The organism is Nonomuraea sp. NPDC048892 (assembly GCF_040649735.1).
Classification (GTDB): domain Bacteria; phylum Actinomycetota; class Actinomycetes; order Streptosporangiales; family Streptosporangiaceae; genus Nonomuraea; species Nonomuraea maheshkhaliensis.
In genome coordinates, this window is record NZ_JBEZFZ010000005.1 from 270,755 (window position 1) to 293,607 (window position 22,853).

20 protein-coding genes are annotated in these 22,853 nt (G+C 70.7%); 9 read left to right on the plus strand and 11 right to left on the minus strand.

Going from position 1 to position 22,853, the window contains the following annotated elements; all coding sequences use genetic code 11:
• Positions 1 to 25: 25 nt before the first annotated feature.
• A complete protein-coding gene (locus AB0C28_RS18595) occupies positions 26 to 451 on the minus strand; it encodes a MarR family transcriptional regulator (protein ID WP_357847693.1) in 426 nt (141 codons plus the stop codon).
• Between the two features lie 87 nt (positions 452 to 538).
• On the opposite strand from AB0C28_RS18595, the gene AB0C28_RS18600 reads away from it, so the two are divergent.
• The 5 genes from AB0C28_RS18600 to AB0C28_RS18620 all read left to right on the plus strand — a co-directional run bounded on the left by AB0C28_RS18600 (position 539) and on the right by AB0C28_RS18620 (position 4,832).
• Positions 539 to 1,945, plus strand: coding sequence for an MFS transporter (locus AB0C28_RS18600; RefSeq protein WP_357847691.1), 1,407 nt, complete (start codon positions 539 to 541; stop codon positions 1,943 to 1,945).
• 138 nt (positions 1,946 to 2,083) lie between these two features.
• A complete protein-coding gene (locus AB0C28_RS18605; RefSeq protein ID WP_358075912.1) occupies positions 2,084 to 2,689 on the plus strand; it encodes a hypothetical protein in 606 nt (201 codons plus the stop codon).
• Between the two features lie 4 nt (positions 2,690 to 2,693).
• Complete coding sequence (locus AB0C28_RS18610) at positions 2,694 to 3,044, plus strand: cupin (protein ID WP_357847687.1); 351 nt, start codon at positions 2,694 to 2,696, stop codon at positions 3,042 to 3,044.
• Positions 3,045 to 3,150: 106 nt separating this feature from the next.
• A complete protein-coding gene (locus AB0C28_RS18615) occupies positions 3,151 to 4,224 on the plus strand; it encodes an adenosine deaminase (protein ID WP_357847685.1) in 1,074 nt (357 codons plus the stop codon).
• Positions 4,221 to 4,832: a PH domain-containing protein gene (locus AB0C28_RS18620; RefSeq protein WP_357847683.1), complete on the plus strand. Its 612-nt coding sequence runs from the start codon at positions 4,221 to 4,223 to the stop codon at positions 4,830 to 4,832. The genes AB0C28_RS18615 and AB0C28_RS18620 overlap by 4 nt, the downstream gene beginning before the upstream one ends.
• A 65-nt stretch (positions 4,833 to 4,897) precedes the next feature.
• On the opposite strand, the gene AB0C28_RS18625 is transcribed toward AB0C28_RS18620, so the two are convergent.
• A complete protein-coding gene (locus tag AB0C28_RS18625) occupies positions 4,898 to 7,195 on the minus strand; it encodes an AMP-binding protein (protein WP_358075916.1) in 2,298 nt (765 codons plus the stop codon).
• Positions 7,155 to 7,892 carry a TetR/AcrR family transcriptional regulator gene (locus AB0C28_RS18630; protein WP_358075919.1) on the minus strand — a complete coding sequence of 246 codons (738 nt, stop codon included), beginning with the start codon at positions 7,890 to 7,892 and terminating at the stop codon, positions 7,155 to 7,157. The genes AB0C28_RS18625 and AB0C28_RS18630 overlap by 41 nt, the downstream gene beginning before the upstream one ends.
• Before the next feature lie 157 nt (positions 7,893 to 8,049).
• Here AB0C28_RS18630 and AB0C28_RS18635 point away from each other — a divergent pair, with 157 nt between their 5' ends.
• Entirely contained in the window at positions 8,050 to 8,535 is a 486-nt protein-coding gene (locus AB0C28_RS18635) for a GyrI-like domain-containing protein (protein WP_357847673.1), read from the plus strand.
• 23 nt (positions 8,536 to 8,558) lie between these two features.
• Here the strand turns inward: AB0C28_RS18635 and AB0C28_RS18640 are convergent, their stop codons facing one another.
• The 7 genes from AB0C28_RS18640 to AB0C28_RS18670 all read right to left on the minus strand — a co-directional run bounded on the left by AB0C28_RS18640 (position 8,559) and on the right by AB0C28_RS18670 (position 17,073).
• Positions 8,559 to 10,016 (minus strand): DUF234 domain-containing protein, encoded by a 1,458-nt coding sequence (locus AB0C28_RS18640; RefSeq protein WP_358075922.1) that lies wholly within the window; start codon positions 10,014 to 10,016, stop codon positions 8,559 to 8,561.
• Positions 10,017 to 10,039: 23 nt separating this feature from the next.
• On the minus strand, positions 10,040 to 10,756 hold the full coding sequence (locus AB0C28_RS18645; RefSeq protein ID WP_358075925.1) for a hypothetical protein: 717 nt from the start codon (positions 10,754 to 10,756) through the stop codon (positions 10,040 to 10,042).
• Positions 10,757 to 10,777: 21 nt separating this feature from the next.
• Positions 10,778 to 12,190, minus strand: coding sequence for a DUF234 domain-containing protein (locus AB0C28_RS18650; protein ID WP_358075928.1), 1,413 nt, complete (start codon positions 12,188 to 12,190; stop codon positions 10,778 to 10,780).
• 143 nt (positions 12,191 to 12,333) lie between these two features.
• Entirely contained in the window at positions 12,334 to 13,956 is a 1,623-nt protein-coding gene (locus tag AB0C28_RS18655) for a phospho-sugar mutase (RefSeq protein WP_358075931.1), read from the minus strand.
• Positions 13,953 to 14,777, minus strand: a complete 825-nt coding sequence (locus AB0C28_RS18660) for a purine-nucleoside phosphorylase (protein ID WP_357847663.1) — start codon at positions 14,775 to 14,777, stop codon at positions 13,953 to 13,955. Before AB0C28_RS18660 ends, AB0C28_RS18655 begins: the two co-directional genes overlap by 4 nt.
• 2 nt (positions 14,778 to 14,779) lie before the next feature.
• Positions 14,780 to 16,084, minus strand: a complete 1,305-nt coding sequence (locus AB0C28_RS18665) for a M20/M25/M40 family metallo-hydrolase (protein ID WP_358075934.1) — start codon at positions 16,082 to 16,084, stop codon at positions 14,780 to 14,782.
• The gene (locus AB0C28_RS18670; protein ID WP_357847659.1) at positions 16,081 to 17,073 is read right to left on the minus strand and encodes an Lrp/AsnC family transcriptional regulator; all 993 of its coding nucleotides are present in this window, start codon (positions 17,071 to 17,073) and stop codon (positions 16,081 to 16,083) included. The genes AB0C28_RS18665 and AB0C28_RS18670 overlap by 4 nt, the downstream gene beginning before the upstream one ends.
• Positions 17,074 to 17,184: 111 nt before the next feature.
• On the opposite strand from AB0C28_RS18670, the gene AB0C28_RS18675 reads away from it, so the two are divergent.
• Positions 17,185 to 18,489 carry an MFS transporter gene (locus AB0C28_RS18675; RefSeq protein WP_357847657.1) on the plus strand — a complete coding sequence of 435 codons (1,305 nt, stop codon included), beginning with the start codon at positions 17,185 to 17,187 and terminating at the stop codon, positions 18,487 to 18,489.
• Positions 18,490 to 18,525: 36 nt separating this feature from the next.
• Here AB0C28_RS18675 and AB0C28_RS18680 read toward each other — a convergent pair whose 3' ends face one another.
• Positions 18,526 to 18,975, minus strand: coding sequence for a gamma-glutamylcyclotransferase (locus AB0C28_RS18680; RefSeq protein WP_357847655.1), 450 nt, complete (start codon positions 18,973 to 18,975; stop codon positions 18,526 to 18,528).
• A gap of 70 nt (positions 18,976 to 19,045) precedes the next feature.
• Here AB0C28_RS18680 and AB0C28_RS18685 point away from each other — a divergent pair, with 70 nt between their 5' ends.
• Entirely contained in the window at positions 19,046 to 20,434 is a 1,389-nt protein-coding gene (locus tag AB0C28_RS18685) for an NAD(P)H-quinone dehydrogenase (protein ID WP_357847653.1), read from the plus strand.
• A gap of 128 nt (positions 20,435 to 20,562) precedes the next feature.
• Complete coding sequence (locus AB0C28_RS18690; RefSeq protein ID WP_358075937.1) at positions 20,563 to 22,848, plus strand: TIM-barrel domain-containing protein; 2,286 nt, start codon at positions 20,563 to 20,565, stop codon at positions 22,846 to 22,848.
• Positions 22,849 to 22,853 lie beyond the last annotated feature (5 nt).

The window sequence follows — 22,853 nt, forward strand, 5'->3', positions numbered from 1 at the left end:
CATCGGCCCTTAGGCGCTGCCGCGATCACCGGCTCGGTCTCTGAGCGGGGACCGGGCCGGTGGTCAGCAGGCCCGGGATCGGGGCGTCGGCGAAGATCTCGGTGAGGACGGCCCGCTGCGTCGGCAGGGCTTCGGCGTGGCGGGAGCGGCCCTCGTCCGTGATGCAGACGTACACCCCGCGCCGGTCCGCGTCGCACACCCCGCGCGAGACCAGCGACGCCTTCTCCAGCCTGGCCACCACCCGCGACAGCGCGCTCTGGCTCAGGTGGACCTCTTCGCACAGCTCCTGGATGCGCAGCTTCCTGTCGTGATGGACGATCCGGTCGAGCACCTCGAACTCGCTGGGCCCCAGGCCGTGCCGATCGCCCAGCTCCCGCTCCAGCGCGCACATCGCCTTGGCATGCCTGCCCAGGACGTAATGCCAGGTGTCGACCACGAGCTCTTCGTCCATGTCGCGGAGGTTACCACTTCCGTAAATCTCATGCAACGACATTAAATGCAGTTGCATTAGATGTTCGTGCATGTATTGTTCTGACTCATGTCCTCTACCTCATCCCGCTGGGGCGCGCTCGCCGTGCTCTGCGCAGTGATATTCCTTGACGCCCTTGACGTGTCGATGGTCGGCGTCGCCCTGCCGGCCATCCAGCATGACCTGGATCTTGACACCTCCGCCCTACAGTGGGTGGTCAGCGGCTACGTGCTCGGCTACGGCGGTCTTCTTCTGCTCGGGGGCAGGACCGCCGACCTGCTCGGGCGGCGCAGGGTGTTCCTGGTCGCGCTGGGTGTCTTCGCCGTGGCGTCGTTGCTCGGTGGCATCGTGGACGACGGCGGCCTGCTGATCGTGGCCCGGTTCGTCAAGGGTGTGGCCGCCGCGTTCACGGCTCCGGCCGCGTTGTCGATCATCACGACCACGTTTGCCGAGGGGCCCGAGCGTAACCGGGCGTTGAGCTTCTTCACCGCCTCGGGGGCCAGCGGCTACTCGCTCGGTCTCGTGCTGTCCGGCCTGCTGACCGAGATCGGCTGGCGGTGGACGTTGCTGATGCCGGTGCCGGTCGCGGTCATCGCGCTGGTCGCCGCGTTGAAGGTGCTGCCGCGAGGCCGGGAGGAGCGGGCCGAAGGCGGTCACGACCTGGTCGGCGCCGTGACCATCACCGCGTCGATGTTGCTGCTGGTCTTCACCGTCGTGCAGGCCCCCGAGGCCGGCTGGGCCTCCCTGCGCACGATCGGCTCGCTGGCCGGCGTGGCCGCGCTGCTCGCGCTGTTCGTGGTGACCGAGCTCAAGGTGCGGCACCCGCTGGTGCGGCTGGGCATCCTGCGCTCCGGCCACATCGTGCGGGCCAACCTGGGGCTGCTCATCCTCATGGGCTCGTACGTGTCGTTCCAGTTCGTCGCCATGCAGTACTTCCAGAACCTGCTGGGCTGGTCGGCCCTCGGCACCGCCATGGCGTTCCTGCCCGCCGGCGTGCTCGTCGCGGTCACCTCGACCAAGATGGGCGACTTCGCCGACCGGTTCGGGACCGGCAAACTGATCGTCATCGGCGCCGCCGCGCTGGCCGGCGGATACGCGATCTTCCTCGGCATCGACCGCACCCCCAGCCTGGGCGGCATGGTGATCCCCGGCATGGTCCTGCTGGGCATCGCCTTCGCGCTGTCGTTCCCCTCGCTGAACATCCAGGCCACCAGCGGCGTGCACGACGACGAGCAGGGGCTGGCCTCCGGCCTGCTGAACACCTCGGGGCAGGTGGGCGGCGCGATCGTGCTGGCCGTCGTGACCGCCGTGCTCACCTCGGGCGGCGAGACCCTGTCCATCGGGGCGCTGCGCGCGGCGATCGTGGTGTCGCTGGTGCTGGCGCTGGTCGGCCTGGTGATCTCGGCCACCGGCCTGCGCGCCCGCAAGCCGGTGCCCGCCGCCGAACCGGAGGCCCGGGTGTACGAGACCGTCTGACGGCGGCACCCGGTCGGTCTGCCCATGGCGATGGCGCCGGCCGGTCTGACGGCGGAGGCGGTGGCACGCCGGGGTCGGTCTGATCGCGGTGGCGCGAGGCCCGGCGTGGCGCGCCCCTGGGCTGGGCATTTAGCGGGCATGCGCTCGTCATCCCCGTCCGCCGGTCGGTCGCCGCGCACCCGTGCGGCCGTCATGGTGGCCTGCCTGGCCGTGTTGATCGCAGGGCTGACCGGGTGCGGCACCGTCCGGCAGGCCACACTGCCGCAGACCCCCGGCAGCACGGAGACCGGCTCGGCCCCCGCCGCTCCCGGGGTCCCGACCAACACCGCCGAGGTGGACGTCGATCGGAGTGGCACCGAGCCGGCCGTCGTGACGGGGGTGCGTTTCGCCGCCCACGACGGTTACGACCGGCTGGTGGTGGACCTCAAGGGCGGGATGCCCGGATACAACGTGAAATGGGTGAACGAACTCGTCCAGGACGGCTCGGGCAAGCCGATCGGCGTGCGCGGTGGCGCGTACCTTCAGCTCACGCTCTTCCCCGCGAACGCCCACGACGAGAACGGCGAGCCCACCTGGAGCGACGGGCCCGTCTACCCGGCCGGTCTGGCCAATCTGGCCGACGTCGTCAGGACCGGCGACTTCGAGGGCCGGGTCGGGATCGGGCTGGTGCTGGACAGGCGGGCCGCGTTCCAGGTCACGGAGCAGAGGTCGCCGAACCGCCTGGTCCTGGACGTGGCACACTGACCTGGTGGTCAGAAAGATCGGGGCTCCGGCCCGCATTCCCGTACCAGGCGGCAAGCTCATCGACGAGCACGTGGGTCGCGTCAGCAGCGGCGACGAGGCGATCTCGATCGCTCACATGGTCGCCCCGCCCGGCTGGGAGGAGCCGCCGCAGACGCCGGCGTTCACCGAATACACGGTGGTGCTGCGCGGCACGGTGATCGTGGCGCACGACGAGGGCACGACGCTGGTCGAGGCCGGGCAGTCGGTGGTGACCTCGCCGGGGGAGAAGGTCCGCTACAGCGCCGGACCCGAGGGCGCCGAGTACGTCGCCGTGTGCCTGCCCGCCTTCTCCCCGGACGGCGCCGGACGAGACTGACGGAACGGGGCCGGCAGGGACCGGTCGGGGCTGACCGGCGCGGAACGGGCCCTGCCGACCGGCACGGGGCTGACCGGGTGGTGGGCGGTGCTCATATCATGGCCTGATGAGGCCCACGCTTGACGAGATCCGGCGGGCTCCCAAGGTGTTGCTGCACGATCACCTCGACGGCGGGCTCCGCGCCGAGACGATCGTCGAGCTGGCCAGGGAGACCGACTACGGCCGGCTGCCCACCCACGATCCCGACAACCTGCGTCAGTGGTTCGAGGAGGCGGCCGACTCCGGTTCGCTCGAACGCTACCTGGAGACGTTCGACCACACGGTCGGCGTCATGCAGACGCGCGAGTCGCTGGTGCGCGTGGCCGCAGAATGCGCGGAAGACCTGGCCGCCGACGGCGTGGTCTACGCCGAGGTGCGGTTCGCGCCCGAGCAGCACACCACCACGGGCCTGAGCCTCGACCAGGTCGTGGAGGCGGTGCTGGACGGGTTCGCGCGCGGCTCGGAAGGGCGCGGCATCCGCGTCGGCACCCTGCTGACGGCCATGCGGCACCAGGCGCGTTCCAGGGAGATCGCCGAGCTGGCGGTGCGTTACCGCGACGGCGGCGTGGTGGGCTTCGACATCGCGGGCGCCGAGGCCGGCTACCCGCCCACCCGCCACCTCGACGCCTTCGAATACCTCCAGCGGGAGAACGCCCACTTCACCATCCACGCGGGCGAGGGGTTCGGGCTGCCGTCGATCTGGCAGGCCATCCAGTGGTGCGGCGCCGACCGGCTCGGCCACGGGGTGCGCATCATCGACGACATCTCCGTGTCCGAGGACGGGTCGGCCAAGCTGGGGCGGCTGGCGGCGTACGTTCGCGACAAGCGCATTCCGCTGGAGATGTGCCCCACGTCCAACCTGCAGACCGGAGCGGCCGCGTCGATCGCCGACCACCCCATCGGGCTGCTGCGGCGGCTGCACTTCCGCGTCACCGTCAACACCGACAACCGGCTGATGAGCGCGACCGGCCTGTCGCTGGAGTTTCTCAAGCTGGTCGAGGCGTTCGGCTACGGCTGGGACGATCTGCAGTGGTTCACGGTCAACGCGATGAAGTCGGCGTTCCTCCCGTTCGACGAGCGGCTGGCGCTGATCAACGGCCGGATCAAGCCGGGGTTCGCGCAGCTGAAGTGGCAGCCGTGAAGCAGACCTACCGGTCCAGGACCGCGTTCGTGCTGGCATGGGTGTGGCTGGCGTTCGTGGCCTTCAACGTCTTCGACCTGATCGTCCGCTACAGCGGCAAGGCGTCGCTGGTGGCGCTGGCCGTGCTGGGGGCGCTGACGGCGCTCGTCTACGCGGTCGCGCTGCGCCCCGCCACCGTGCTCACGGAGGCGGGGCTGGTCGGGCGCAACCCGTTCCGCACCACGTTCGTGCCCTGGGCTTCGATCGAGGACGTCACGGTGTCCCACTCCATCAACGTGCACCACGGCGAGGAGCAGGTGTTGCGGCTGTGGACGCCGATGAGCAGCGCGCGCGAGCGGGCCAAGGCGCAGCGGCGCGGCGCCCCCGCGCCGCAGCGGGGGCGCTTCAAGACCGAGCCGACCCTGACGAAGGGCGAGCAGGCGGCGGCGGAGGCGTTCTCCGGCAAGACGCACGCCGACTGGGTGGGCGACCAGATCCGCGAGCGCGCCGAGTCGGCCAGGCGCCGCGACGAGCAGGCGGCGCCGGCTCGGATGACGTGGTCCTACGACGCGATCGGGGTGCTGGTGGTCGCGGTGGCGCTGGTGATCGCCGCGCTCGTCGTCGCCTAGCCGGAAGCGCTGACCCGCGCGGCCGGTTGACGGTCGCCTGGCCCGCGCGGCCTGTTGACCGGCGCCTAGCCTGCTCGTTTCCTGTTGACGAAGGCGTTCATGCCGGCCTGGGCGATGCCGGACGCCTCCACCTGCTCGGCCGCCTCGGTCTCCACCTGGAAGGCCCGCTCGACCTCCGCCAGTGACGGGCGGAGCAGGGTGAGGTGGACCGCCGTGGCCGTGCCCGCGGCGCTCCAGTGGCGTACGCGGGCGATGGCCGTCTCCACCAGCGCCTCCGGGGCCACGATCTCGTCCAGCAGGCCGACGGCGAGGGCGTCCTCGGCGCTCATCCTGGTCGAGTCGAGCACCAGCCGCAGCGCCCGGCCGCCGACGAGGCGCGGGAGCAGGTAGCTGGAGGCGTTGGAGATCGACAGGCCGATGTGGTTCTCCGGCAGGAAATACTCGGCCGCCGGCGTGCCGATGCGGGCGTCGAAGCAGAGCGTCCACTCGGCGGCGCCGCCCACGGCCAGGCCGTTGACCGCCGCCACCACAGGCACCCGGGTCTCCAGTACGGCCCTGGTCATGTCGTGGAACAGCTCCACCTCCTCGATCAGCGACCGGCCGACGGCCTGGTCGATGTCCTCGCCGGCGGAGAAGGCCCGGCCGGTCCCCGTGACCACGATGCCCCTGCCGCTGCGGCCGTGCTCGCGGACGGCGGCGGCGAGATCCCTGCGCATGGGGGCGGTGAGGGCGTTGAGCTTGGCCGGTCGGGCGAGGGTGATCAGGGCCACCTCGTCGCGTACGGTCACGTCGATCATCTCTGCTCCTTGTCCGGCCGGCCGGCAGGGGTGGTGGCGCGCTGGTCGCGCGCAGGAGGGACCTGGACGGCGGGCCCCGGGGGGCTGGTCGCGTTCGGGCTGAACCTGGATGGCGGGGGCGGCGCGCTGGTCGCGCTCGGGGTGGAGGAGGTGGCGTTTCTCGATGCGGGCCGACGGGGTCAGCGGGAACGCCTCGACGAACTCCACGTACGCCGGGATCTTGAACCGGGCCAGCCGCTCCCTGGCGTGCGCGATCACGCTCGCGGCGGTCTCGGCCGTGGCCGGATGGCCCGGCCGGAGCTGGAGGAACGCCTTGGGCAGCTCGCCGAACAGCTCGTCGGGGATGGGCACCAGGGAGGCGGAGACGACGGCCGGATGCTCGGCCAGCACGTGCTCCACCTCGGCGCAGGAGATGTTCTCGCCGCCCCTGCGCACCATGTCCTTGATCCGCCCGGCGTGCCTGATCCGGCCCTGGGAGTCGCGGACGCCCAGGTCGCCGGTGTGGTACCAGCCGCCTCTGAAGGCGTGGGCGGTCGCGTCCGGATGGTTCCAGTACCCCTTCATCATGGGCACGCCCCTGACCAGGATCTCGCCGGTGCCGGGGTCCAGCTCGACCTCCTTGCCGGGCGGCGCCACCCCCATGGCGCCGGTGCCGACCGTGCCGGTGTCGTCGAGGGGTGACACCAGGTCGGTGCCGCTCTCGGTGGAGCCGTACAGCTCGCGCCACGGCGCGCCCCAGCGTTCCTCGAACGTGCGGTGCAGGTCCGGTTGGATGCCCGAGCAGAGCACCGCGCGCATGCGGTTGGCCCGGTCGAGGGGGTGGGGCGGCTGCTTGTGCAGGAGAAGGGGCATCGTGCCCAGCACGTACGTGAGCGTCGCGCCGTGCTCCCTGGCCGAGGCCCAGAAGCCGGAGGCGGAGAAGCGGGGGAGCACGACGAGCGGGACGCCGCCCATGAGGGCGAGGAGGGTGACCCACTGGGGGTCCATGTAGGAGTACGCCTGCGCGATCATCAGGACGTCGTCGTCGCGCAGGGAGACCTGTTCGGCGACGACGGCGGCGGACCTGAGCCAGTAGGCGTGGGTGAGCATGCAGGCTTTGGGAAAACCGGTAGTCCCCGACGTGTACTGAAAATTCGCGACATCGTCGGCTTTAGGCGTATCGAGGGAAGTGAGGGGTGTTCCATCCAGTTGGTGGAGGAGGTGGACTGTGCCAGGGATGTGCGGGGCGTACTCGGCGGTGGTGATCGTGGCCACGGCCCCGGAGTCGCGCAGGACGTGCTCCAAGTCGGCGGCCCGGTAACGGACGTTCACCGGCACGGTGATCGCGCCCGCCTTGAGGACGGCCAGCCAGCTCAGCGGCCAGCCGGCCACGTTGTCCAGCATGATCGCCACCCGGTCGCCGGGTCGCACACCCTTGTCGGCCAGCGCTCCGGCCAGCCGATCCGATCGTTCGTCGGCCTCGGTGAAGGTCAGGGAGACGGGTGAGGGGTCGGGGAAACGGAGGAACTCGCGCTCGCCGTACGTGTCAGCGGCGTGCCTCATCAGGTCGGGGATCGTTGCTTGCATGCGGCGGCTCCCACGGGAACTCGGGCAGCAGGGCGAAGTCGGCCGTCACAGTGGCATTGACGGGGGCATTGACGGGGGCCTGGGCGGGGGCCTGAGCGGGGGCGCGGACGGCGGCCAGGCCGATCGCGACGAACTCGGCGCACACCTGCTCCAGCGTGGAGTCCCCGTCGGGGCGGTACCACTCGCTGGTGCCGGTGCACATGGACATCAGGGCGAGCCGGGTCAGCCTCTCGTCGGCGACCCGGAAGACGCCCTGCTCGACGCCGTCGGCCAGCGCGTGCTTCCAGTGGTCCTCGTACGCGTCGCGCAGGGCGATGATCTCGGCGTGGGCGGCGGAGCCGGGCGTCAGGGAGCGCAGCTCGCCGTCCATGACGCGGCTGGTCATGGGGGTGAGGGCGTGGACGGCGGTGAGTGAGCTGATCAGCAGGGCGAGGCGGTCGGCCGGCCGCTCGTACGGGGCCAGCATGCGCTCGGTGGCCTCGATCAGCTCGCGCTGCGCGACCCGCATGAGGTCGGCCAGCAGCGCTTCCTTGCTGGTCACGTGGTGGTAGATCCCGGCGTTGGTCATGCCGACCGCCTTACCGAGGTCTCTGATGCTGGTGGCCGCGTAGCCCCGCCGCGCGAACAGCAGCACGGCCGCGGTCCTGATCCGCCGGCCGGCATCGGTGTCGCGGTCGGTGAGGTCTACGATCATCATGTCCTACCGAACGTTCGGTTGCCTCTTAGATCCGAAAAATACCCCATGTCCTACGAAATCGCCATAGGTTGCCTCTGACGTCGTGTCACTGTCTCCGGGACACCGATGATTTCGGAGGCCGGGCTTCGTATGAAGGGAGAGAAGGAGGCAACAACATATGCCGCAGATCATCGAATTCCCGCCGCGCCCGTACCTCGGGGTGCGCCGTACCATCACCATGACCACGTTCCACCTGGTCGCCGACCGGATCGGCGAGATCATCGGCCACCTGGCCGAGCGCAGCACCGCCCCCGCAGGGGCGCCGTTCCTGCGCTACCACAGCATCGACATGGCCGCAGACCGCCTGGAGGTGTCGGCCGGGGTGCCCGTGCCGGCCCCGATGGAGTGGGAAGGCGACCTCTACGCCGCCACCCTCCCCGCCGGCCGCTACGCCACCACCACCCACCACGGCCACCCGGACCAACTCGTGGGCACCGTTGAGTCACTGCTGCGCTGGGGACGCGAGCAGGGCCTGGAGTGGGACCTGACCGAGAAGGACGGCGCCGAGCACTGGGGCTGCCGCCTGGAGCTGTACCGGACGGACCCACGCGTGGAGCCCGACATGAACAACTGGGACATCGACCTGCAACTACGCCTGACCTGACACCCGGCCACGGGAAGCGGACCTCACCGCCACGCGTCGACCAACTGCTCCGGCCCGACGTGGACGACGCCGTCCACGTCGCAGCCGCTGCGGGAGACGGCGTAGAGCGGAGTGGTGCTGCCGGCTCCTTCGACCTGCGCATGGTGGGCGATGAGCTCGCGCAGATCGTGCTCGTCGAAGGGCCGGTTCTCCAGCCACTTCACCGATCCGACAAAGGTGATCTTCTTGGCGACCGGCTCTTTGTCCGCTCCGATCAGGTCGATCTCCGGGTTGTTGGTCCTCGTCCAGTAACCTCCGATCGCCCTGGTGTCCTCGGGCAGTCCGTCCATGCGACGGAGCGACTCGCGGACGAAAGGCTCGACCGCGGCGCCGCGCCACGCCGTCCAGGAACGTTCGATCCGCTGGAGGACGAGGTCGCCGCGGTCGCGGTCGATCGCGGTCAGGTTCGGTCCGATGAACGAGAGCCAGAAGCGCAGGTGCGTGTCCGCGATGTGGTAGCGGCGTTCCCGCGACGGCCGTACGGACAGCGGCACCTCCGCCGTCACCATGCGCTTCTCCTGGAGGATCTGCAGACCGCGCGTCGTCGACGTGCCGGGCAGGCCGCTGGCCTTGGAGATCGACGCGTACGTGCGTTGCCCGGAGCCGATGGCGCGCAGCAGGACGCTCGCCTGGGCTTCCGGCGGGAACTCCGCCGCCATGGCCCGCACGCCACTCACCGTCAGGGCCGAGCCCGGCATCGGGACGGTCGTCTCCAGGAACTCTCTGACGGAGGCGCCGGCCGGCCATTCGTCCAGGATCTGCGGCAGGCCGCCGGTAATCAGGTGCGCGTCGACGGCCTCCGCGGCGGGCAGGCCCAGCTTGTCCGCCACATCGGCGGCGGTGAGCGGGTTGACCACCATCTCCGACGCGCGCATGTGGAAGGGACGGTCGTACTGGTTGATCGCCTCCATGATGGACAGATCGGAGCCGATCAGGATGAGCAGCATGGGCCGCCGGGAGAACTCGCGGTCGAAGAGGCGCTGCAGGGTGCTTTCGAGGTAGGGGTCCTGCTGGATCAGGTAAGGGAGCTCGTCGATGACGACGATGCTCGGTGAGTCCTGCGGGACGGCCTGAGCCATCAGCCGCAGGGCACTGTCCCAGGACGTGGGTGTGACACCGTCGAACTGGGAGGCGTCGGGCAGGTCCGAGGCGGCCACATCGGCGATGAAGCGTTCGAGCTGCACGGCCGGCGGCTGCTGGTCGGCGGCGAAGAAGAGGCTCGGCACACCGCTTCGCCGGATGAACTCCTCGGCGAGGCGCGTCTTGCCCACGCGGCGTCTGCCGCGCATGAGGATGGCGCGGCCTGGAAGATCGCCTGTCCGCACTCGGCTGAAATAGCGGCTGAGCTGGGCCAGCTCACGCCGCCGCCCGATGAACCCGTCTACCCGAGTCCCTCCCCTCGATACACCCAAATTTGGTCGTCCCAACTTTGGTACAACCAAATTTGGTTGCTACCCAGAGAACGTTAGCTCGTGCCGCGCATGAACGGCAGGTCATCGCCCCAGGAGTCCAGTTCGGGGCCGTGGCCGGCGGCGCGGGCATGGGGTTCGAGGTCGTTCAGCAGCCCCCGGAGGGCCGCCGGGGCGTCGGGGGACAGGGCGGACTCCAGGCGTGGCAGCAGGTCCCCGGCGGGCCATCCGTCCAGGGGGTGATGGCGCAGCTCCCACTCCAGGTACTTGTTGTACGGCCGCACCCGCCCGTGCAGCGCGAACAGGTGGCTCAGGAAGGCCGGCACCGCCTCCGAGCCGTCCAGCAGGACGCCGAGACGATTGCCGTCGCGGGCGTTCTTCATGCACCGGTACACGCTGTTGAGGAACGCGCCCAGCGCCTCGCGCCCGATGGCGAACGCCTCGTCCGGGGTGAGCGTGCCCTTGGCGGCGACCAGGGAGGCGATGCCGCCGGTGTCCTTGAGCACCTGGGCGTGGGTGAAGGCGTACCGATTCCACTCGGTGCCGGAGCCGGGCAGGGCGTGGGCGCGGAACTCGCCGAGCGTCATCACCACCAGGTCCACGAGCGCGTCCCTGCGCGGCTCGAACGGGGCTCCGTCGGCGGCGATCAGGTAGACGTCGTGGTCGGAGTGCGCGGTGGCGGTGCCTTCACGGGCCTGCGACCCGCTCAGCACCAGGCCCAGCACGCGGGGATCGGGCAGGGCCCGCGACAGGAAGATCTCGTACGTCTCCACGCGGCCAGATTGCCACGATCTTCATCGCCACGCGTCCAGCAGTTGCTCCGGGGTGATGTGGGTGACGCCGGCCACGCTGCAGCCACTGCGGGAGACGGCGTACAGGGGCGTGGAGGTGTCCGTTCCAGGCATCCTGGAGCGGTGAACGATGAGTTCGCTCAGGTCGTGGTGGTCGAAGGGCCGGTTCTCGAGCCACTTCACCGAGCCGACCATGGTGATCGCCTTCGCGACGGGTTCCCTGTCGGCTCCGACGATGTCGATTTCGGGATCGTTGGTCCTGGTCCAGTAGCCGCCGATCGCTCCCGTTCGCTCAGGCAGGTCGTCCATACGGCGAAGCGACTCGTGGATCAGCGGCTCGACGGCCATGCCCCTCCACGAGGTCCAGGAACGGCGGATCCGGTCCAGGAGCTTGTCTCCCCGGCCGCGTTCCACGTCGGTCAGATGCGGCCTGACGAACGGAAGCCAGAACCGCAGGTGGGAGTCGATCACGCGGTAGCGCGTATCCCTGGAGGGGCGGGTGGACAGAGGACGATCTATGGCGATCAAGCGCTTTTCCAGGAGGAGCTGCAGGGCTCGGTTCATCGTCGCGCGGGGGATCTCCTGGGTGGCGGCAGCGATGTTGGAATGTGTGCGTTGTCCTGACCCGATGACGCTGAGGACCTGCTGAGCGTGAGCCTCCGGAGGGAGTTCGGCGGCGAGCGCACGTTCTCCGCTGACGATCAGCGCCGACAACGGATCATCGAGCGCCTGCTCCAGATAGGTCATGACCGAGGCGCCCTTGGGCCACTCTTCGCAGATCATCGGAAGCCCGCCCGAGACCAGGTGTGCGTCGAACGCGTCGGCTGGACCGAGTTCGAGGGCCTGAGCGATGTCGTACGGTCCGAGGGGGTGGACCACGAAGTCGGCCGCCCGCTGGTAGAAGGGGCGGCCATAGGTGTTGATCGTCTCCATCATGGACAGGTCCGAGCCGATGAGGAGCAGCAGGACCGGCCGTCTCGAGAACGCCTTGTCGAAGAGCTTCTGCAGCACGCCCTCCAGGCTGGGGTCCGCCTTGATCAGGTACGGAAGCTCGTCCAGGACGACGATGCTGGGAGCGTCGTCAGGAAGGGCGCGGGCCAGGAGGGAGAGCGCGTCATGCCATGACCCGGGTGGCCCGCCGTCGAAAAGGGAGGCGCCGGGCAGGTCGGACGAGCGCATCTCTTCCGCGAAGACGCTGAGCTCCTTGCCGAGTGTCTGCCCGGTGGCCGTGTAGTACGCGTGCGGCACCTGCGCGCGCCGGATGAACTCTTCCGCCAGCCTCGACTTGCCGACTCGGCGGCGGCCCCTGACGAGGAGCGCACGTCCCGGCCGGTCGAATTGCCGTCTGCCGGTCTTCTCGAGCGCGCGTTGCAGGATACCGAGCTCTCGCCGCCTGCCGATGAAAGGTTCCAACACCGCTCCTCTTGGTCTCATGAATGAGACTAACTGAGAAGTTGGTATCAAGGCCTGGACTTGATGGCCCTCGATGCCGTGTTGGTCTCACCGATGAGACCTTCGCCTCTGAAGGTCTCACGGATGAGACTCTCTGCGTGGCCGGCCTAAGGGGCCAGGCGAGTCTCCAGGTCCGTGCGGATGCTGGCGAGTTGCTCCGCCGCCCGCGCCCTGGCCTCCGCCGGGGTCGTGGTCACCGGGACGACCGCCTCCAGGTAGCACTTGAGCTTGGGTTCCGTGCCGGATGGGCGCACCACCACGCGGGCGCCGCCCGCCAGGAGGTAACGCAGGCCGTCGGTCGGTGGGAGGCCGCCGTCGCCGCGCGCCAGGTCGTCACCTCGCTTCACCGTGAGGCCGCCGAGGGTCTCAGGTGGGTCGGTGCGCAGGCGGGACATGGCGGCGGCGATCAGCGACAGGTCGGACACCCGGAACGACAGTTGCGAGGTCGCGTGCAGGCCGTGGCGGCGGGCCTGGTCGTCGAGGAGGTCCAGGAGGGTGCGGCCGTCGCGTCTGGCGGCCGCGGCGATGGCGGCCACGGTCAGCGCGGCGCCGATTCCGTCCTTGTCCCTGACCGGCAGGCCGGCGTCGGAGCCGACGCTGTAGCCGATGGCCTCCTCGTAGCCGAAGACGAGCCCGGGGCCGGCCTTGATGATCCACTTGAAGCCGGTGAGGGTCTCGCCGTACCGGACGCCGTGCGCCTGGGCGATCTTGCCGAGCAGGGTGGAGGAGACGATGGTGGTGGCCACCATGCGGTCGCCGGTGGTGTGGGTGAGCACGTGCTCGGCCAGCAGGCCCCCGACCTCGTCGCCGGTCAGCATGCGGGCGCCGCCGCCGGGCAGCGGCACGCCCACCGCGCACCGGTCGGCGTCGGGGTCGTTGGCCACGATCAGGTCGGCCTCCGTCTTGGCGGCCAGCACGATCGCCAAGTCCATCGCGCCCGGTTCTTCCGGGTTGGGGAAGGCGACCGTGGGGAAGTCGGGGTCGGGCTCGCGTTGTTCCTCGACGGTCACCGGGCTGTCGAAGCCGGCGGCCTGGAAAGCGGCGGTCAGGGTGGCCGCCCCGACCCCGTGCAGCGGGGTGTAGGCGACGCGCAGTTCGCGGGCGTCGCCCAGGGGGAGGGCGGTCACGGCCCGGAGGTAGGCGTCGACTATCTCGTCGCCCAGCTCCGTCCACACGGAGTCCTGAGCGAGCTCGTCCACCCGGCCGACCGCGTCGATGGCGGCGGAGATCTCCGCGTCGAGCGGGGGCACGATCTGGGAGCCGTCGCCCCAGTAGACCTTGTAGCCGTTGTCGCGCGGCGGGTTGTGGCTGGCGGTGACCGTCACCCCGGCGTCGGCCCCGAGGTGGCGGACGGCGAAGGCCAGCACGGGCGTCGGCAGCGGGCGGGGCAGCAGCGAGGCGCGCAGGCCGGCGCCCGTCAGCACCGCCGCCGTGTCGCGGGCGAACACGTCGGACTTGTGCCTGGCGTCGTAGCCGATGACCACGTGCCTGCCAGGACCCAGGACCGCGGCCAGGCCGGCCGCGGCGCGCATGACGGTGACCCGGTTCATCCGGTTGGGGCCCGCGCCCAGCTCGCCGCGGAGCCCGGCCGTGCCGAACTCCAGCTTGGCGCCGAAGCGCTCGTCAAGGGCGGCCAGGTCCTCGCGTTCGATGAGGGCGGACAGCTCGGCACGCGTGTCGGGGTCGGGGTCCTGGGCCAGCCACTCCCGCGCCCGCCGCAGCACGCTCACAGCCGGTCCACCACCTTGGCCAGCAGGACGCCCATGCGGGCGGCCGTGGCCCGGCCCACCTCCAGGACCTCCTCGTGGTTGAGCGGCTCGCCGGACAGGCCCGCGCCCGGGTTGGTGACCAGGGAGATGCCGAGCACGTCGAGGTTCGCCTCGCGGGCGGCGATGGCCTCCAGGACCGTGGACATGCCGATCATGTCGCCGCCCAGCGTGCGCAGCATGCGGATCTCGGCGGGGGTCTCGTACGTGGGGCCGCGGAAGGCGACGTAGACGCCCTCGGCGAGGGTCGGGTCGATCTCGCGGACGAGGGCGCGCAGGCGGCGCGAGTAGACCTCGGTGAGGTCGATGAACGTGGTACCGGTGATCGGGTTGGCCCCGGTCAGGTTGATGTGGTCGCTGATCAGGACGGGGTCGCCGACGTTCTGCGTCTCGGGGCGCAGCCCGCCGGCCGCGTTGGTGAGCACCAGCGTGCGTACGCCGGCCGCCGCCGCCGTGCGGACGCCGTGCACGACCGCCTCCACCCCGAGCCCGGACGGCGACTCGTAGAGGTGGGTGCGCCCGAGGAAGATCAGCGCGTGCCGGCCCGCGGCGGTGCGGACAATGCGGATCTTGCCGCCGTGACCGGCCACGGCGGGCGCGCGGAAGCCGGGCAGGTCGGTGAACGGGATCTCGCGCACCGTCTCGCCGATCGCGTCGGCGGCGGGCACCCACCCCGAGCCCATGACGAGCGCGACGTCGAAGGCGGCGTCGGAGGAGTCGAGGCCGCTCGCGGCACGCAGTGCCGCGGCGGCCTCGCCGGCCAGGGTGTACGGGTCTTTGCTCACCTTCAGTAGTTTAGGAGCAGCCTGTCCAGGACCCGCACCCCGAACTGCAGGGCGTCCACCGGCACGCGCTCGTCCACGCCGTGGAACATGGAGGCGAAGTCCATGTCGGCGGGCAGCCGCAGCGGCACGAAGCCGAATCCGCGCACCCCCAGGTCGGCGAAGAAGGTCTTGTTGTCGGTGCCGCCGGACATGCAGTAGGGGATGGCGCGGGCGGCCGGGTCTTCGGCCTTCAGCGCCGCGATCATCGACTCCACGAGCGCGCCGTCGAACGAGGTCTCCAGCGCGATGTCGTGGTGGATGAACTCGCGCCGCACCTTCGGCCCGAGCAGCCCGTCCACGGTCTTGAAGAACTCCTCCTCGAAGCCCGGCAGGAAGCGCCCGTCGACCACGGCCGTGGCCTGGCCGGGGATGACGTTGGACTTGTAGCCGGCGTCGAGCTGAGTCGGGTTGGCGGTGTTGCGCAGCGTCGCGCCGACGAACCGCACCAGCGGCCCGATCTTGTCGAGGACCGGCCGGGGGTCGTCCTCGTCGAACGGGAGGCCGAAGGCGTCGGCGACCTCGGTGAGGAAGCGGCGCACGGTCGGCGTGTACGTCAGCGGCCAGTCGTGGCCCCCGATCCTGGCCACGGCCTTGGCGACCTCGGTGACGGCGTTGTCGTCGTTCAGCATCGAGCCGTGGCCCGCGGTGCCGTCGGCGATCAGCTTCATCCAGGCCAGGCCCTTCTGGGCGGTCTCGATGAGGTAGAGCCGCAGCGACGGGTCGACCTCCAGCGAGTAGCCGCCGACCTCGCTGATCGCCTCGGTGACGCCCTCGAACAGGCCGGGGTGGTTGGCGGTGAGGTATTTGGCGCCGTAGACGCCGCCGGCCTCCTCGTCGGCCACCCAGGCGAAGACCAGGTCGCGCCTCGGCCTCAGCCCTTCGCGCTTGAACCGGCGCAGCACGGCCAGCATCATCGCGTCCATGTCCTTCATGTCCACGGCGCCGCGGCCCCAGATGTAGCCGTCGCGCACCTCGCCCGCGAACGGGTCGACCGACCAGTCGGCGGCGTTGGCCGGGACGACGTCGAGGTGGCCGTGGACGAGCAGGGCGGGCAGCGACGGGTCGGTGCCCTCGACGCGGGTGATCACGTTGCCGCGGCCCGGCTCGCTCTCGATGTAGGTGGACTCGATGCCGGCCTCGGCCAGCCTGGCCATGACGACCTCGGCCGCGGCCCGTTCGCCGGGGCCGCTGCCGTCCCCGTAGTTGCTGCTGTCGACGCGGATCAGCTCGGCGCAGAGGTCGGCGACTTCGAGTTCGGCGGGTGTCATGGCGTTGTCTCCCAACGGTGATCCAGCGTGAGCAGTCCGGACTTGTGCAGGTGGCCGCGTTTGTGCGCCCGGGTGATGAGGGTGAGGTCGACGTCGGTGATCTCGTCGTGCCGGCCGACGACGCCGGTCATGAAACGGTAGAGGGCCGCCTCGTGGGCCGCCACGACCTGCACGATGAGGGAATGGGTGCCCGTCGTGGCGGCACAGTAACGGACGTCGGGGTGCGCCGCCAGCCGCTGGCCGACCAGGTCGAGGCCGTGGGGGCGGACCTTGAGCCAGAGCATGGCCTCCACCTCCAGGCCGAGCAGGGCGGGCTCGACCTCGGCGCGCGGCAGCAGCAGCCGCCGCTCGATCAGCGAGGTGACCCGGCGGCGCGCGGTGGGTACGGAGATGTCGAGCCGCTCGGCGACCGCGGTGAAGGCGATCCGGCCGTCGGCGGCGAGGAGCTCGGCGATCTCCTGCTCCAGGGGTGACAGGCCCTCCTCGTCGGGCAGGCACTCGGGCGGCGGGGCCGGCCGCAGTTCGGCCACCTCCCGCTCGGTCAGGAAGGGCGCGTGCCACTCGGCGACGGTCCTGAACGTGTGCAGGACGACCTGGGTCTGGGTCTGCAGGACGCCGTCGATCTCCGACACCTGGGCCGACAGGATGCGGTGCAGTGCCTCGCGGGAGGGGGAGACCAGCTCGCAGCCGAGGTCGGCGGCGCCGGTGAGGGAGTAGACGGAACGGGTGTCGGGGCGCTCGGCCAGCGCCTTGGCCACCTGCGTGGCGGTGCCGGGCCGCACCTGGACGTGCAGGTGCACGGGCCGGCCGTGGCCGGTGCGCAGGTCGTCGTAGATGGCCGTGACGCGGACGAAGCCTTCGGCGATGAGCCGCTGCAGCCGCCGGGCGACCGTGCGCTCGTGCTCGCCCACGGCCCGGCCGATCTCACCCCACGAGGCCCGGGGGCTGACTTGCAGCGCGGCCACGAGCCGTCGGTCGAGAACGTCCACGGATGCCCGTCCCTGTGTCGGGTTTGTAAAAGTTGGGGTAATTATTTGACTGTTTCGGTCGCCCGAATGCAGAGTAAGCCATTACCGCACTTGTCAGCAAAGGAGCCCTTCGTGGCGACCTCCCCCGTGGCGCACTCCCCACTCGGAATCCCCAAGAGCCGCGTTCGGCAGCTCATGGCGGCCAGCATCGGCAACGTCGTCGAATGGTACGACTGGTACGCGTACACCTTCCTCGCCGTCTACTTCTCCGACCAGGTCTTCCCCAAGGCCGCGGACAACAGCCTCGTCCCGCTGCTCAGCTCGTTCGCCGTCTTCGCGGTGGGCTTCTTCATGCGCCCCCTGGGCGGCCTGCTGGTCGGCGCGTTCGCCGACAGGTACGGCCGCAAGTCGGCCATGACGTTCACGATCGTGCTGATGGGCGCGGGCTCCCTGCTGGTCGGCCTGACCCCCACCTACGCGGCCGTCGGCCTGCTGGCGCCGGTCATCCTCACCCTCGCCCGGCTGATCCAGGGCCTGTCGGTGGGCGGCGAGTTCGCCGCCGCGACCACCTTCCTGGTGGAGTCGGCACCGCCCGGCCGCCGCGGCCTGTTCTCGAGTTTCCAGTACGTGAGCACCACCATCGGCCAGCTCATCGCCTCAGGACTGGCCGCGCTGCTGGCCACGAGTCTGATCGAGGCCGACATGGACTCCTGGGGCTGGCGCGTGCCGTTCGTCGTGGGCGCGGTGCTGAGCCTGGTGGGCCTGTGGATCCGCAAGGGCGCCGACGAGACCTCGGCCGTGGCGGAGGAGATCCAGCGCGGCGAGGCCACCCGGCCCAAGCTGTTCGAGTTCCTCCGGCTGCACCCGAGGTCGGCGGCGACGATCGTGGGCATCACGATCGCCGGCACGGTGGCCTACTACACCTGGACCAGCTTCCTGCCCACGTACGCGCAGATCACGGTGGACTTCGACAAGGCCGAGTCGCTCCAGATCGGCACGATCTCGCTGGTCTTCTTCATGATCCTGCAGCCGCTGCTGGGCATGCTGTCGGACCGGGTGGGGCGCAGGCCGTTGCTGATCACCTTCGGGCTCGGCTTCGTCATCCTGCCCGTGCCGCTGCTCGGCCTGCTCACCGACGCCTACTGGAGCCTGCTGGTCGTGCAGCTCGTCGGCATGGTCTTCCTCGGGTGCTTCACCGCGATCTCGGCCGCGGTCAACTCCGAGCTCTTCCCGACGCGGGTGCGGGCGGCCGGCGCGGGGTTCCCGTACTCGCTGACCGTCGCGCTCTTCGGCGGCACCGCGCCGCTGATCGGCACGGCGCTGCAGGAGGCGGAGAACCCGGGCCTCTTCCCGTGGTACATGTCGGCGCTGGCGCTCGTCTCCACGCTGGTCTACATCTTCGTGCTCAGGGAGACCAAGGACGAGCCGCTGCGTTAGCCGGACTCACTAGCCGGACGGCACTAGCCGGACCCGCTAGCCGAACGAGGTGCAGGGGCGCTCCCGCAGCTCCTTGACGTAGTCGTCGGGGGCGCCCGCCCGCTCGGCCGCCTCGGCCAGGCTGCCCAGATAGCGGGCCGAGGGCAGGCCGCCCTCGTAGCCGTCGAGCACGTAGAACCAGGCCACGACCTCGCCGTCGAGGGTCTGCACCCGCAGCCGGACCTTGTGGTAGGCGCCGCGCACCGCGCCCTCCCACTGGTCGAGCGACTGCTCCTCCCAGTCGGGCACGTCGTAGAGGACCACGAAGACGTGCTCGTCGGGGTCTTCGACGATCGTGGCGACCGCGCCCTCCCACTTGAGGTCCATGCCTCCGAACGTCAGCCGCCAGCCCGGCAGCCAGCCCACACCGCGGATCGGTGAGTGCGGGGCACGCATGGCCATCTGCTCCGGGTCCATGTTGCTGCCATAGGAGGCGTATACAGGCACAGCGGCAAGACTAGCGCCTGAGACCGCGCCCCGTTCGTCAGCAGCTCGGGGCATGCGGGAGAATGGTGGTGTGACGAGGATCGTGATCATCGGCGGCGGACCAGGCGGCTACGAGGCGGCGCTGGTGGCCGCCCAACTAGGCGCGCAAGTCACGATGGTCGAGCAGGACGGCCCAGGTGGCGCCTGCGTGCTCACCGACTGTGTGCCGTCCAAGACGCTGATCGCGACCTCCGTCCGCAAGCAGGCCCTGCTCGACGCCCCGTCGCTGGGCGTGTCGTTCTCCGGCGGTCCCGACGGCGACGCCGGGGTGGCGCAGGTCGATCTGCCGCTGGTCAACAAACGGGTCAAGGAGCTGGCGCAGGCGCAGTCCGCCGACATCGCGACCCGGGTCGAGGCCGAGGGCGTCGAGATCATCAAGGAGCGCGGCCGGCTGGTCGATCCGCAGGTGGTCAGGGCCGGAGACCGCACGATCAGGGCCGACGTCGTGCTGGTGGCCACGGGGGCGACGCCGCGGGTGCTGCCGGGGGCCGAGCCCGACGGTGAGCGCATACTCAACTGGCGTCAGCTCTACGACCTCGAAGAGCTGCCCGAGCACCTGATCGTGATCGGCTCGGGGGTGACGGGGGCCGAGTTCGCGGGGGCCTACCGGTCGCTCGGGGCGGAGGTCACGCTGGTCTCCAGCCGCGACCGGATGATGCCCAACGAGGACGCCGACGGCGCCGAGGTGCTCGAAGAGGTCTACCGGCGGCGCGGCATGAACGTCATGGGCCGCTCCAGGGCCGCCTCCGTCAAGCGCACGCCCCACGGCGTGGTGGTGACGCTGGAGGACGGCCGCACGGCCGAGGGCTCCCACGCGCTGATGACCGTCGGCATGATCCCCAACACCTCCGGCATCGGGCTGGAGGAGGCGGGCGTGCAGCTCGACCGGGGCGGGTTCGTCAAGGTCGACAAGGTCTCCCGCACGTCGGCGCCCGGCGTCTACGCGGCCGGCGACTGCACCGGCGTGCTGATGCTGGCCTCGGTCGCCGCCATGCAGGGCCGGATCGCGGTGTGGCACGCGCTGGGCGAGGCCGTGCAGCCGCTGCGGCTGGCCACCGTGGCCTCCAACATCTTCACCGACCCGGAGATCGCGGCCGTGGGCGTCGCGCAGCGCGCCATCGAGGCGGGCGAGATCGAGGCCAACGTGGTCAAGCTGCCGCTGGCCACCAACGCGCGGGCGAAGATGCAGGGCTTCAACGACGGTTTCGTGAAGCTGTTCTGCCGCCCGCACACCGGGATCGTGCTGGGCGGCGTGGTCGTCGCGCCGCGGGCCTCCGAGCTGATCCTGGCGGTGTCGGTGGCGGTGCAGCAGCGGCTGACCGTCGACCAGCTGGCCCACACGTTCGCGGTCTACCCGTCGCTGTCGGGATCGGTCACCGAGGCGGCCAGGCGGCTGATGCAGCCGGGGGTCAACATCTAGGAGTTCCCTGCGGAGAAAGGGGCGTGCGGTGGTCCGCGCGCCCTTTTGTTGTGCCTCTGACCGTTGACCTTTGTTGGTATGGACACCAAACTAAGTCACGAGTTGGCGCAGCGTTCGAAGGAGCTTCCATGCCCTATCGCCCTCCCTTGGTGGCGCACGAGTACTTCGTCGCGGACCCGCCGGAGTTGCCGGTCCGCGTACGAGGCGAGGGCGGCCTGTCGGCGCTCATCGCCGCGGAAGTGGTCGCGGCCGACGGCGCCGAGGTGCTGCTCAAGGCGGTCACCTCGGCGGAGGAGACGCTGGTCGTCCAGGTGGGGGCGGCGGGCGAGGGCGTGATCAGGGTGCGGCTGTCGGAGGACGCCACCGCGCGGCCCCGCTCCGAGCGCGCCATCGCGCTGGTGACGCCCGGCACGTACGCGGGGGCACGGGTCGTGGCCGAGCCCGGCGCGCCGATCGTGGTGGACGCCGGGTCGCTGCGGGCCGAGATCACCCTGTCGCCGTGGCACCTGCGCTTCACCGACGCGGCCGGGGCGACGCTGGTCGAGCAGGACCGGGGGCACACCGACATCAGCGGGCGCCTGCGTACGCTGCCGTTCGGGCGCTCCGCCTCGGGCGGCGCGCCCGTCGCCTACCACGAGAGCTTCGCCGCCGCGCCCGACGAGGCCTTCTCCGGCTTCGGCGAGTCGTTCACCCGGCTGGACAAGCGCGGCCAGCGACCGCTCATGTGGAACTTCGACGCCTTCGGCGCCGAGTCGCAGCGCGCCTACAAGAACATCCCCCTGTACGTGTCCAGCCGGGGCTACGGCGTCCTGGTCGACAGCGGCGCGCCCCTGGAGTTCGACGTGTGCCAGTCCACGCACAGCGTGGTGCAGATCCTGGTGCCCGACGACGTCATGGACTACTACGTGCTGGCGGGCCCGGCCCCCGCGGAGGTGCTGGACCGGTACGACCGGCTGACCGGACGGCCCTCGCTGCCGCCGAAGTGGGCGTTCGGCACCTGGATCTCCTCGGGGTTCTGCGTGGACAGCGGGGAGCGGGTGCTGGCCAGGGCGCGCACGATCAGGGAGCGCGGCATCCCGTGCGACGTGCTGCACCTGGACACCTACTGGCAGAGCAACGGGCACTGGTCGGACATGCGCTGGGACCCGGTGAACTTCCCCGACCCTGAGGGCATGCTGGCCGAGCTGGGGGAGATGGGGTTCAAGGTCTGCCTATGGATGAATCCCTATATTTCGCACCTTAGCCCGGTCTTTCAGGAGGCCGCCGAGGCCGGCTACCTGCTGCGCGACCCCCAGGGTGAGGCGTACGTCGCCGACTGCTGGCACGGCTCCTTCCCCGCCTGCGGCATCGTGGACTTCACCCACCCGGGGGCGGTCGAGTGGTTCAAGGGCCTGCTGCGCCCGCTGCTGCGCCAGGGCGTGGCCGCGTTCAAGACCGACTTCGCCGAGGGCGTGCCGGCCGACGCGGTGGCCGCCAACGGCATGAGCGGCACCGACCTGCACAACGTCTACACCCTGCTGTTCAACGACGCCGTCGTGGACGTCACCCGCGAGGTCAACGGGCATGAGCTGGTCTGGGCGCGCTCGTCGTACCTGGGGGGTCAGCGCCACAGCGCCCAGTGGGGCGGCGACACCTACACCAGCTACGCGGCCATGGGCAGCACGATCAGGGGCGGCCTCGCGCACGGCTTGTCCGGCGTGCCGTTCTGGAGCCACGACGCGGGCGGCTTCACCGGCCGGCCCACCGACGACCTGTACGTGCGCTGGACCCAGTTCGGCGCGCTCTCCCCGCTGCTGCGCCTGCACGGCACCACGACCCGCGAGCCGTGGGAGTTCCCCGAGGCCGAGGAGCAGGCGGTCGCGGCGCTGAAGCTGCGTTACCGGCTGATGCCCTACCTGTACTCGGCCGCCGTCGAGGCCGCGCGCACCGGCGCGCCGATGATGCGGGCGCTGTGCGTGGACCATCCGGACGACCCGGTCGCCTGGCAGGCCGACCTGCAGTACCTGCTCGGCCACGACCTGCTGGTGGCTCCCATGACCGGGCCCGAAGGCGTCAGGCAGGTGTACCTGCCGCGCGGCCGGTGGGTGGACTACTGGACCGGCGAGGTGCTGGACGGCGCCCGTTACGTCCGGGTCGCCAAGCCGCTCGGCCAGATCCCGCTCTTCGCCCGGTACGGCGCGCTCATCCCCGTGCAGGAGCAGCGGGACACGGTGGACGTGCCGGAAGAGATCGCGCTCGTCGCCTTCGGCGGCGGAGGCGGGAGCGCCGAGATCCACGACGCCGACGGCGTGACGGTCGCCGTCGCCACCAGGGACGGCGACGTGCTGCGTGTCGCCGTCACCGGCCCGAAGCGCGTCACCGGGGTCGAGCTCGTCCCGGTGCCCGGTGCTCCCGCGCGGGCCGTCATCTCGTAACACCC

Bases quoted from the DNA above. Each gene is read 5' to 3' on its own strand.
- AB0C28_RS18595 (WP_357847693.1), bottom strand. From the start codon at position 451: ATGGACGAAGAGCTCGTGGTCGACACCTGGCATTACGTCCTGGGCAGG.
- AB0C28_RS18600 (WP_357847691.1), top strand. From the start codon at position 539: ATGTCCTCTACCTCATCCCGCTGGGGCGCGCTCGCCGTGCTCTGCGCA.
- AB0C28_RS18605 (WP_358075912.1), top strand. From the start codon at position 2,084: ATGCGCTCGTCATCCCCGTCCGCCGGTCGGTCGCCGCGCACCCGTGCG.
- AB0C28_RS18615 (WP_357847685.1), top strand. From the start codon at position 3,151: ATGAGGCCCACGCTTGACGAGATCCGGCGGGCTCCCAAGGTGTTGCTG.
- AB0C28_RS18625 (WP_358075916.1), bottom strand. From the start codon at position 7,195: ATGCAAGCAACGATCCCCGACCTGATGAGGCACGCCGCTGACACGTAC.
- AB0C28_RS18630 (WP_358075919.1), bottom strand. From the start codon at position 7,892: ATGATGATCGTAGACCTCACCGACCGCGACACCGATGCCGGCCGGCGG.
- AB0C28_RS18635 (WP_357847673.1), top strand. From the start codon at position 8,050: ATGCCGCAGATCATCGAATTCCCGCCGCGCCCGTACCTCGGGGTGCGC.
- AB0C28_RS18665 (WP_358075934.1), bottom strand. From the start codon at position 16,084: ATGACACCCGCCGAACTCGAAGTCGCCGACCTCTGCGCCGAGCTGATC.
- AB0C28_RS18690 (WP_358075937.1), top strand. From the start codon at position 20,563: ATGCCCTATCGCCCTCCCTTGGTGGCGCACGAGTACTTCGTCGCGGAC.